This window comes from Microcoleus sp. C2D2 (assembly GCF_036702495.1).
Taxonomy (GTDB): domain Bacteria; phylum Cyanobacteriota; class Cyanobacteriia; order Cyanobacteriales; family Microcoleaceae; genus Microcoleus.
Genome location: NZ_JAUBTO010000205.1, coordinates 1 through 10651 on the forward strand (window position 1 = coordinate 1; position 10651 = coordinate 10651).

Annotated in this window: 11 protein-coding genes and 1 pseudogene; 2 read left to right on the top strand and 10 right to left on the bottom strand. The window is 46.4% G+C overall.

What is annotated here, in order from left to right:
- The 4 genes and pseudogenes from QUB61_RS34995 to QUB61_RS35010 form a co-directional block, all read right to left on the bottom strand.
- Nucleotides 1–249: pseudogene (locus QUB61_RS34995) on the bottom strand (hypothetical protein); the annotation flags it as partial.
- Nucleotides 250–312: 63 nt separating this feature from the next.
- Nucleotides 313–1554 carry an exopolysaccharide biosynthesis GT4 family glycosyltransferase EpsE gene (gene epsE, locus QUB61_RS35000; RefSeq protein WP_333135497.1) on the bottom strand — a complete coding sequence of 414 codons (1242 nt, stop codon included), beginning with the start codon at nucleotides 1552–1554 and terminating at the stop codon, nucleotides 313–315.
- Between the two features lie 40 nt (nucleotides 1555–1594).
- Complete coding sequence (locus QUB61_RS35005; protein WP_333135499.1) at nucleotides 1595–2893, bottom strand: glycosyltransferase family 4 protein; 1299 nt, start codon at nucleotides 2891–2893, stop codon at nucleotides 1595–1597.
- 46 nt (nucleotides 2894–2939) lie between these two features.
- Complete coding sequence (locus QUB61_RS35010) at nucleotides 2940–3953, bottom strand: glycosyltransferase (RefSeq protein WP_333135501.1); 1014 nt, start codon at nucleotides 3951–3953, stop codon at nucleotides 2940–2942.
- A gap of 179 nt (nucleotides 3954–4132) precedes the next feature.
- Between QUB61_RS35010 and QUB61_RS35015 the strand changes: the two genes are divergently transcribed.
- Complete coding sequence (locus QUB61_RS35015; RefSeq protein WP_333135503.1) at nucleotides 4133–4399, top strand: hypothetical protein; 267 nt, start codon at nucleotides 4133–4135, stop codon at nucleotides 4397–4399.
- Between the two features lie 157 nt (nucleotides 4400–4556).
- A complete protein-coding gene (locus tag QUB61_RS35020; protein ID WP_333135505.1) occupies nucleotides 4557–5381 on the top strand; it encodes a glycosyltransferase family 4 protein in 825 nt (274 codons plus the stop codon).
- A gap of 493 nt (nucleotides 5382–5874) precedes the next feature.
- Here the strand turns inward: QUB61_RS35020 and QUB61_RS35025 are convergent, their stop codons facing one another.
- The 6 genes from QUB61_RS35025 to QUB61_RS35050 all read right to left on the bottom strand — a co-directional run bounded on the left by QUB61_RS35025 (nucleotide 5875) and on the right by QUB61_RS35050 (nucleotide 10551).
- Nucleotides 5875–6390 (bottom strand): serine acetyltransferase, encoded by a 516-nt coding sequence (locus QUB61_RS35025; RefSeq protein ID WP_333135507.1) that lies wholly within the window; start codon nucleotides 6388–6390, stop codon nucleotides 5875–5877.
- Between the two features lie 236 nt (nucleotides 6391–6626).
- On the bottom strand, nucleotides 6627–6983 hold the full coding sequence (locus tag QUB61_RS35030) for a DapH/DapD/GlmU-related protein (protein ID WP_333135509.1): 357 nt from the start codon (nucleotides 6981–6983) through the stop codon (nucleotides 6627–6629).
- A gap of 66 nt (nucleotides 6984–7049) precedes the next feature.
- Entirely contained in the window at nucleotides 7050–7244 is a 195-nt protein-coding gene (locus QUB61_RS35035; RefSeq protein WP_333135511.1) for a hypothetical protein, read from the bottom strand.
- Nucleotides 7245–7252: 8 nt separating this feature from the next.
- Nucleotides 7253–7819: a serine acetyltransferase gene (locus tag QUB61_RS35040; protein ID WP_333135513.1), complete on the bottom strand. Its 567-nt coding sequence runs from the start codon at nucleotides 7817–7819 to the stop codon at nucleotides 7253–7255.
- Between the two features lie 195 nt (nucleotides 7820–8014).
- Entirely contained in the window at nucleotides 8015–9025 is a 1011-nt protein-coding gene (locus tag QUB61_RS35045; protein WP_333135515.1) for a glycosyltransferase family 2 protein, read from the bottom strand.
- A gap of 239 nt (nucleotides 9026–9264) precedes the next feature.
- Nucleotides 9265–10551: a glycosyltransferase gene (locus QUB61_RS35050; protein WP_333135516.1), complete on the bottom strand. Its 1287-nt coding sequence runs from the start codon at nucleotides 10549–10551 to the stop codon at nucleotides 9265–9267.
- Nucleotides 10552–10651: the final 100 nt, after the last annotated feature.

The window sequence follows — 10651 nt, forward strand, 5'->3', positions numbered from 1 at the left end:
GGTAGGCACAGATATTTTTCCTACACTGAATGTATGATAATCCTTAGTCATTAAAGCCAGAACTGCGGAATGTGGGTTCGATCGCCCGATCGCCGGAAACAGAGCTTTGAGTTCAGCCTGTGTGCGTGCGTGAACTACTAACAATGTTTCTATTTGGCGCGATCGAAGTATGCTGAAGTAGTTCAGCGGCAGCAAGGCCTCGCCGCCGAATTTAGTTGAGGCATTCTGAGCAACAATTACAATTGGCATAACTTGTTTTGAAGCCAACTGGATTTATGTACTCTTAGATTAAATTTGTTCTTTGGCTGTTAACTAAGACGGATTAGTTATTCCAACTTTTTCCAAGCACTGAGCTAAAGTTTCTGCGCTGCCACCGTGGCTAAATTTGGCCGTGATTTTTTTCCGGGATTCCTGACTGAGCCTCAAAGCAAGTTCTGGATTTTGAAGTACCTGTGCGATCGCGTCTGCTAATTGCTCGGGGGCTTCAGGTTCTACAAGTAGCCCATCAATCCCGTCATCTACAAGCTCCTTTACTCCTCCTGACCCTGTAACTACTACAGGCATCTCCATTGCCATCGCTTCCATGATGGCGACACCTAGAGGTTCGTGCCAACTGGCAAGGACAAATACCTGTGCTTTTTCTAGGCACTCATTGACGGTCTCTTCTGGCACCGCACCGAGAAGCCTAACACAACTTTTCAAGCCAAGCTGTTCGATCAGCTTTTCTAACTCCTGGCGGTACCCACTGCCACCCTGTTCGTCTTCTCCAGCAATTTGCAGCTCAACATTAAATCCTCGTTTTCTGAGTATATCTATCGCAGCAATCAAATCCGCATGACCTTTACATCTGTTGAGACGTCCGCAACTAAAAATCTGGAAAGCATCACTTCCATCCCATGCCGAGTATGGTGTTTTTCTGTGGAAACGCGAGAGGTCAACCCCCATAGGAGCTATTTCAACCTTTTGAGGAAGATGACCCGCAAGGCATTTGTTCACTTCGTTATAAAGCTTTTTAGTAATGACTATTGCAAAAGCAGAAAAGTGCCATTTCTGTTCTTGGTTAGGGCCGTAGTCAGTTAGGGGGCCATGCAGCATCAGGCTATAGGATACTTTTGAGAGTAATGAGGCGAACATAGCTATACTGGCGGCATTGGCACAGGAATGAACGTGGATGTGCGACCAACCTTTTGTTCTTGCTAACCCTGCTAGCTTGCCAGCAACAAAAACCAATGCCAATAGCGAAACCTTTTGAGATAAGGATGTATCTCTCGCTTTAGCAATAACTGTGAGGCACTGCCACCATGCAGCGGGACCTGCTTTGAGAACCTCTACGAATGAGTTAATAAAATCTTTAGCAGCAAAGGGAAATAGATAAACAGTATTTTTTTTAGCTTCTTCTGCCCATACGTGAGAAACGATCGCTTTGGGAGGCAGTTGAGTTGATACTAAATCTGTTTCAATTCCAAGTTCTGCAAGAACTTGTCGCTCGCGCCAGAAAAAAATGTGTGTTTGTCCTGGAAATTGTGGAATAAAGTATCCAATTTTTGCCTTCATTTCCTACCTGCTTTCTAAATTTTCACTCAAGGATATTTATCTACTGTGCCGATGCACGAACACCTTTCTCACCGAGCATTTTTCCGTAAATCTCGACGATTTTTCTAGCCTTGTTCTCCCATTCAAACTCTTTGGCTCTTTCGATCGCCTTAGCTGACATACTTTCCCGCAACTTATCATCTTCCACCAACATCTTAATTTTACTTGTCAACTCCTGGGTGAGATACTCTCTAGAAATCGGCTCGATCTTAAAACCAGTTTCTTCATTCACGTATTCACCAATACCCCCGTTATTGGCAACTATGCAGGGGAGCCCGCAAGCCATAGCTTCCATTACCACTGCACCGCCAAACTCTCGGATCGAAGGAAAACAAAAAATATCTGCTTTCCTGTAAAAATCCAGAGTTTCTTTTTGATTTACCCATCCGGCAAAGCTGACTACTTCGCCTAAACTAAGATCCTTCACTAGGTTTTCCAAGTTGTTTCTTTCTGAGCCGTCTCCTACTATGCTTAAGCGGATTTTACTTTGAATTTCCTGGTCTAATTTGCCAATAGACTCAATGATAATATCGGCGCATTTGTAAGGAACTAATCGACCCACAAAAAGCAGCTCGATCTTGCTAACATCTTTATTAACAATATTTGTCTGATAAAAAAAGTCCTCGGAAATGCCATTTTCGTAGAACAAATCAATTCTTTGGTCAGGGATTGCAAACAAATCTTTTAGCATATTTAAAGTATATGTTGAACCTGCTAAGATTTTGTCTGCTTTCTTGTAAGTTTCTACATAACCTGGAATTAATGCTCGCCCAACTGCTCTCAAAAAGTTTAATTGAGCAAATTCTTGTCTGGCCGTTTCTTGAAACCCCGGTGGAAAGGGAAGGCCCCCATTCACCGGCCCTAAAATAAAAGGAGTCTGCTGACACACAGTGATTACCTTAAACGGATAACGCGGTATCATAGGGGTAATTGCATGAACTATGTCATAATCTCCCTTGAGGATTTGTGCTTGAAATTTTTGATATACTTGCTGATTAAATTCTGCATAAATAGGGTAGCTCAAGGCATTATAAAGAGGCCAATTTACTCGCCCATTTGCCGTAATCTTGGCTACTATTTTATAATACTGTTTGTTAAACTTTCCTTCTTCTATGTAGAAAATTTTTTCGTATTCGGGGTATTTTTCAAGAGCTGGTTTATTTCTAATATGGGTAACGAGGGTTGCATCAACTAAATTGTTGATTTTTTTAAAAAAATTGTAGCCCACCAAAGGTACAGATGCCCACTCAGGATTGCACTGCTCTACAATTAGTAAAACTTTTAATTTTTTATTACTCATTTCTTGGCTACTCCGGGGTGGAATTTCTGGGACGTTAGCTGTAATTCTAGCTTGCTGAATTAATAGAGTTAGTTGTTTTGTATTCGATTAGCTTGCTTTGCTGCCCCAGTAATCGGCGCTGGTGAAACTGGATTTGACCTTGTATGTGGGGAAATTTGGCTAATATGCAAGACAAAGCGTAGATGGCAGCGTCTTTAGTTGTGATATCCCGATGCTTTACATAATAGTTATATATGCGATAGGTTGCTAAGGGGTAGGCACTCAATAGTAACAGGCTCCAGCCTTGTGTCGGCAATGCCATTCCCAAGGCTAGCGCTGGTAAGACTAATCCCCACAGCCAGGCGCTTTGGGTTTCTTTGACCCAATGGCGCTCCGGTTCGCTTCCGTGCATCCAGGAACCCTCGGCGTAGGCGTGACCCGCTCTTTGAGCGCGTTTCCACCACTGAGCGAAACTGGTCATTTGCGCGTCGTGCAGGGTCATTTCTGCATCTAAGCGGAGGATTTTCCAACCTTTTTGGCGCAACCGCACGCACATTTCTGGTTCTTCGCCGGCTATTAGTGCAGGATTGAAACCCTCGACTTGCTGAAATGCCCTTGTCCGGATCGTGAAATCGCCACCGCAGGCTTTGGCTTCGCCGACCGGGGTATCCCACTCGATGTCGCACAATTGGTTGTAGATGCTGGCTGCGGGGTATCGTTCGCGCCTGCGACCGCACACTGCTGCTACGTCGGGTTTGGCGGCGAGTTCGCTCTGGGCGCGCTCGATCCATCCGTCAACGATTTCGCAGTCGCCGTCTACAAATTGGACAAATTCGATGTCTGGAACTAATTGCAGCAAGCGGGCAAAGCCTTCATTTCTGGCGCGTGCTGCGGTAAACGGTATAGATAAGTCGAGTTCAACTGTATGGGCTCCGATCGACCGGGCTAACTCTAGGCTACCGTCTGTTGAGCCAGAATCGACATAGACGACCCAGGCAACTTGCCCGATCGCCTGCATTAAGCACTGGCGAAGCCGTGAGCCTTCATTGCGTCCGATCGCCACTAATCCAATTTGTTTCAAGTCTTACCTCTTAAATTCGACTACTGAGCTGTTATTTTAATATTTTAGTGACACTCAAGGTAAGTTCACAATATTTTTATATTGTAACTTCTATTGAGCTGCGGTTTTTGGTGTTAAACTGCCTCTAGCTTATGCTCTATTAAGCCACACCAATCATTTTGAGTGGAGCTTGGTCAAAAATGCTGAATTTAAGTTCTTTGTTCACAATTTACTGTAGCGATCGGGCAATCAGCCATATATATTTTTCACTCTGCGAACAGTGGAATTACCCTGACTCTCAAGTCCGCATGGTTGTTCCGAATTGCGCTCCGTCATCTCGCAGACCGAATCTTGTCGAAGCTGTACCCAGATACCTCAAATGGCTGTATTACGGCAGCGCTGACAGGTCTAGAGATGTTACAGAAAAGCGTTTCCTCAGAGATATCAAGGATTTTGATGCAATTTAGGCGTTGCTGAATACAGGTATGAATTCAAGATTTTCCAAGTGCTATAAGCCAAGTAGGGTGAGTTTTGTAACATCAAGCGAAAAGTTGATTCATACCGTGAATCAGCAACGCCGCAATTTATTTGTGGCCTAACACTTCCATCGAAACCTTTAGGAAAGTGAAGCAGCAGAGCAAACCGATTTTTTGGGAGCGCATCAACTGCTATACAAAGCCGGCAAAATTTATTATTGATGATGCTTCTAGCCGCTTGGGAATAGCTCCCCAACACAAAATTACTGCTGATATAATTCAGCAAGAGGAGGAAGAAATTAGTTTGGCTGATTTCATTTTTTGTCCGAGCCCCGAGGTAAAAAAATCTTTTATGGGAGCGGGAGTTCCCGAACATAAACTGATCCTTACCAGTTACGGGTGGTCTCCCAAGCGCTTCCCGCATTTTTCGATCGACAAGCCAGTATCAGACACGATTACTGTTATCTTTGTGGGCAGCGTTTGCGTCAGAAAAGGAACTCCTAGGCTGTTGCGGGCTTGGGAAAAAGCGGCAATTAAAGGCAGACTACTGCTTTGCGGAAGTATGGAGCCAGCAATTGCTGAAACTTGCAGCAGAATTTTAGCACGCTCAGATGTAATTCATAGGGATTACACCAGCGATATTGCCCTTGCTTATCGCGAAGCTGACTTTTTTGCCTTTCCCAGTCTCGAAGAAGGTAGTCCGCTGGTTACTTATGAAGCGATGGCTAACGGTTTGCCAGTTCTAACGTCCCCTATGGGAGCGGGCGGCGTTGTCCGAGATGGCAAAGATGGCATAATTGTTTCGCCGTATGATGAAGAAGCGCTAGTGACGGGCTTGCAACAGCTAGCTGGTTGTGCCGAGTTGCGGCTTCGGATGAGTGACTCTGCCCGCGAGCGGGCACAGGAATTTACGTGGGAAAAAGTTGCACGGCGGCGCGCTGATTTGGTACTCGAAAGATTGAAACCAGCTTGAAAAGTGAGGGAAAAAACTTGAGGTTTTGGAGGCTCCTACGACTCAAAGCTGCGGGCTTTTGTTGAATTTTCAATGCAAAATCCTCGCCCTATTTGTTAAAATTTGGTTGTGCCAAAGCCGATCGCGCTGCAGTTAGAGTTGATGTGTTGCGGTAGAAATCCTACACTCGCAACTTTATTAGCTAGGGTTCCATTTCGGGGTCGAAGCTCCAGTCGCGACTGTTAATTAAATCGGCCCCGGGTAGAGTTTGAGTTTGGGCTGGCAATTTTTTCACTCTCGTCGAATACCCGGGCGTGAGGCCAGGCGGGGACGCCGCCCACAGAGCGCGCTCGGCGACATCTTTGGTGAGCACGGCATCGGCGGCGGCTATCGCCACTAATCCAATTTGTTTCAAGTCTTACCTCTTAAATTCGACTACTGAGCAGTTCCTTTTATATTTTAATAAAAGTAGAGCTAATTTCCTAATTTTTCTGCGACTTCTAGAAATTATTTTTCAGACTCCCTGGGTTTTTTTTTCGATTATTTTTGCCGGTATTCCTACTGCGGTTGCACCTGGTGGCACGTCACAAAGCACCACAGCATTGGCACCAATCAAAGCATGATCGCCGATCGTTACGGAGCGAATAATTTTCGCTCCTGCACCAATATCGACGTGACCGCCGATTTTGACATCAGCAACAATTGTCACCTGTTGAAGAATCAGACAGTTAGGGCCAATGGAAGCACTTGGGTGAATGACAATGCCATTAGGATGAGGCAGCAGCAGTCCTCCTTGTATTTGGCAGTTTAAAGGGATGTCTGTTGCAGTTACAACGGTCCAGAATCGATACTGAATGATGTTCCAACGGCATAAAAAATAGCCTAAAATCCCACCCTGCTGCCGCCACTTTTGATAGTTGCGGATAGATTTGAGCAGTTGGCGACTAGGCTCCCACCACTTGCCAGCTTGTTCGCGGCTCCAGTCTGCTTCTGTAGCAGAAACCATTGGCTTAGTGATTGACTCAACCATTATTTGTGCAATTTTTTGATGATGTAGACAATTGTGCCTATTTGTCCAGTTTACCTTAAGATGACTCTCTAACCTCTGTATGGAGATTGCTTGAATCTACACACAGTTAACTTGCTTGAGAAAACAGAGAAAGTTCACCCTAATATCTCTGTTTGTTTTAATTGAATTTTCAATCTAAAATTATAGCGTTATTGGTTAAAAGTTGGTTGTGGCCAAGCCGCCGATCGCGCCGCAGTTCAAGTTGGTCTATTGCCGTAGAAGTGCGACACTCGCAACTGTACGAGCTGGGGTTCGATTGCGGCGTCGAAGCCGCCCTCGCGACTGTTAATTAAATCGGCCCAGGGCAGGCTTTGAGTTTGGGCTTGCAATTTTTTCACTAAGTCTTCGACGCGGCCGATGGGTCTGGCGGGGACGCCGGCAACTATATCGCCCTCGGCGACATCTTTGGTGACGACTGCACCGGCGCCGACGATCGCATTTGAGCTGATGGTGACGTTAGGGAGGACGATCGCCCCGTAGCCGATAAATACGTTGTCGCCGATATCTATCTTGCCTACGGAATCTAGTTTAACGTTGTAAGCTCGGTTGAGCATGGCGATCGAGCCGTCGTGGCCGATCGGGGTACAGGAGGAGAAGTGGACGTTGTTGCCGATGCGGACCTAGGCGGGATCTGTAAAGACGGTGCTCGGCAGGATGCTGCAATTAGAGCCGATCGCGTACAAGTTGCCGTGGCGGCGGAGAAATTCGGTGTATTCTTCGGAAGTGGGGTTGCAGAATTTGGTGTAGAGGCCGGGGAACTTGCCGCATGGCATCGCCAGGTGGCGGAGGATTTTTTGCACTGTTGATTTAAGCATTTTCGTGGTTATTTAGTAGATGCCAGAATCTTGGCGGGGATGCCCACTGCTGTTTTGCCTGCCGGAACATCTGATAAAACAACAGCATTGGCGCCGATATTTACATCGTTTCCCAGGTTGACCTTGCCGAGGATTTTTGCCCCGGCGCCGACGTTGACCCGATCGCCCAATTGAGGCGATTCTAGCGGTTTGTCCAAATAGCGGTTTCCCAAGGTTACACCTTGGCGGATAATGCAGTCGTCGCCGATCGTACAGTTTCCGTGGATGATAATAGCGCTCTGATGTTCAATCACCACCCGGCGGCCGAGCTTCACGCTGTACGGCAAGTCTATCCCGTAAGTATTGCGGATTTTGCGGTAGAGCGAGCGATAAAGAATGCTAAAAGGAGCCCGCAGTAGCTTGGGTTCAACTTTCATTCTCCAGACACCGAAGCGTTGAACTGCTACGGCACGAAATCCCGGTTTTGTCCAATCCCGACCATGAGCAATCCAGTCTTCTTGAATTTGCTGCCACAGTCCCAGGGTGGGGGTTTCTACTTGATTTTCACTGGTGATTAAGTTTTGCTCAGTTACCATAAGCTCTAATTCACACTATTTGTTGTTTGCTCTCTTGCTCGCTCCCCACGATATTAACTGGTTTATCAGCTTTTTGAGGAAGGATATACCGGGTTTTATCGATCGAGAATACTAATTTACGGGCTGGCTCATAAAATATTTTGCTTACCTAGGTTAGCCTGATTTATTTGGCTTTGAGGGATTTACCAACTCCCTTTAAAAGTTTTTGGATTTTTCAATCTTACCCCCCTTAAAAAATACACTATTCAATACAAAATCCCTGAGGAATTTTGGTGGATCGCCATCGGGTTTGCCTTGAAGTACGCGGCGCACCCTCCAGGCTGCAAAACCCGAAGCCCAGGATACATCAGTTAATGCTGTGTAAACCAAGCCGTAGTTTTTGATAAAGTACCTACGCCGGGAATCAAACCAATAGGTCGGCAGCCGCTTGGGGGGCTTTTTAGGGTCAGTGACGCCTGAGCTTTGGCCGACTAGGTGGACAACGCGACTTTCAGGTACATACCAGCAACTCCAGCCAGCTTTGTTAGCTTGCAGGCAAAAGTCCATTTCTTCGCAGTACATGAAATAAGCTTCATCCATCAAGCCAATCTTTTCAAATACTTCGCGACGAACGATCATGCTGGCTCCAGCTACCCAATCAGTTTGGCAGATTTCTTGGGAAAGGGGAGGCGCTGCGGCCCAGTTTTTCAATAACTTCGACACAGGGCCAAGACGCCAGCCGAAATCGAACTCGCTGGCTAGGGTGTGAAACCGAAACGCTGACTCCTGGGGAGTACCGTCGGGATCTTCCAAGCGGCTGCCGGCGATGCCGGCGTCGGGATGAGTGTCCATGAAATCGACGAGGGCTTTGAGGGCGCCGGGGCGAACTATGGTGTCGGGGTTGAGCAGCAGGAAGTAAGGGGGGGGATTGGTGGATTGCAAGACGGGACGGATGAGGGCGTTGTTGCCGAAGGCAAAGCCGCCGTTGCGGTCTAGGGGAACGAAGGATGCCCATTCACTCCAGCCTTCTTTTGCGATCGCGGCTGGTATTTGTTCGGTGGAACCGTCGCCTGAAGCATTGTCGGCAACTGCAACCCGCATACCGGGCAGCGATTGCACTTCGCTAACTAGAGAGCGCAAGCAGTCAATTGTCAAACTAGAGGTTCGGTAGTTAACAATGACTACGAGTAACGAGTAGGGCTGACTAGACCCACTTGCATTCGACATAAGGGTAATACTCTTTATTGACTTTTTTTGCTCAGCTTGCGGTTTTTGACAAGTCTCGGGCGATCGCTATTTTTAGCTCCGCCTCCTACTTTAGCAGCAGTAAAGGGACGTGCAGTAGATTTTGCAGTTTCGCATCAAAATTTTCGGCACGGACTCGAATACCCTGCCACCAACCGAACCCTGAACAAGATACAAAAACTAAAATTGAAAGTTGCACTCCCCAAAGCCACGAGCTAAATTCAAACTTTGGATGACTGCAACATCTTCAATAAAAGCTGCCACCGCGAACGGTGCATTTCTTGGTGCGTCATGCTGTGAGCCTGCTGGAGAGATGCCTTGCCCATACTTTGAAGCTGAGGCAAGTTTTGCCCCGACCATTCGATCAAATCTGCTAAGGCTACAGGGTCGTTAGAATTAACAATTACACCAGTTTTATGGTTTTGGATACAGTCGCGCAGTCCGTCTGTGTTACTTGCGAGTACGGGTACTGCTTGGGAATAAGCATCGTAAACAATCCGGGGCTGCTCATCTGAAAGACTGGGAACTACAATAGCGTGATATTCTTGCAGCAGCCGAAAGAATTCTTTACCGTAAGCAACCGTTCCCAAAATTTGGATTTTAACCGATTTTTGCAGTTGATTGCTAAGTGTTTTGCATTCGCTTAACAATGTGCCATCGCCGAGTATATCGAGATTGACAGCAATGTTTTTCTTGTCCAAAATTTTCATGGCTTCTAGGAGGACTAACACGCCTTTACTGGACTCCACTCTGCCAACAAATAGAAGTTTGAGTTTTTGGGTTGATGGGGATAACTTTTTGTGCCATATTTCCTCTGCATCGGCTTCAGAAATGATATTTTCTTCATCTATCCAGGAAGCGTGGATGACGTGACCTCGTTCTTGTCGCTTTGTCAGTAAACTCTGCTGGTATTCCGATTGTGTGAAGATTGTCAGGTTAGCATTATTTACGCACCAGCGGTTCACTATTTCCGATAGGTAAGCGATGATTCTGTCTTTGATTTTTCTGGTTGTGCCTGGTTCCAGACGCCACGGTGCGGACTCGACTACGAGTACGTAGAATTTTCCCTGAATCAGGGCTATTGGTGTCACTAACCACCCCATAGGAATCGGCCAGCCTGCTACGCAACTGTGTACAATATCTGCTTTGCCGATCGCACCCCAAAGTTTAGCAACTGTAGCAGGCAGCGTCAATATTGCCTCGGGGTAGCTCTTTGGGGAAGGAAGGTCGATGAATTCAACGTTAGAAAAGGATGGTTCGCGGGTGACGACAATTGCATTTCCTGGGGATGTTTCTTGTTGGCAGGGACTTGCTAAGGTGAAGTTTTTAAGATACCTGAAGTGTTCGGTTAGGTCTTTGGCCCACAGCGGATCGAGATACCTGTCACCTTTTTCATCGCAGGTGGAGCTGACGTTAATGACCATCAAATAACGCTTAGTAATAGGTTCTAGAAACTCTAAATTTTGTGTTTTCCCTTGTTTTTCGGAGTTGTTTGAATTAACTTGCATACGTGACACCTTATTTATTGATTGTAATTGCTCAACCCCCTTGACAAGAAGACGAGATAGACATTAGATCAAGGAATGGAAAAACTCCCCGACTTAAAGC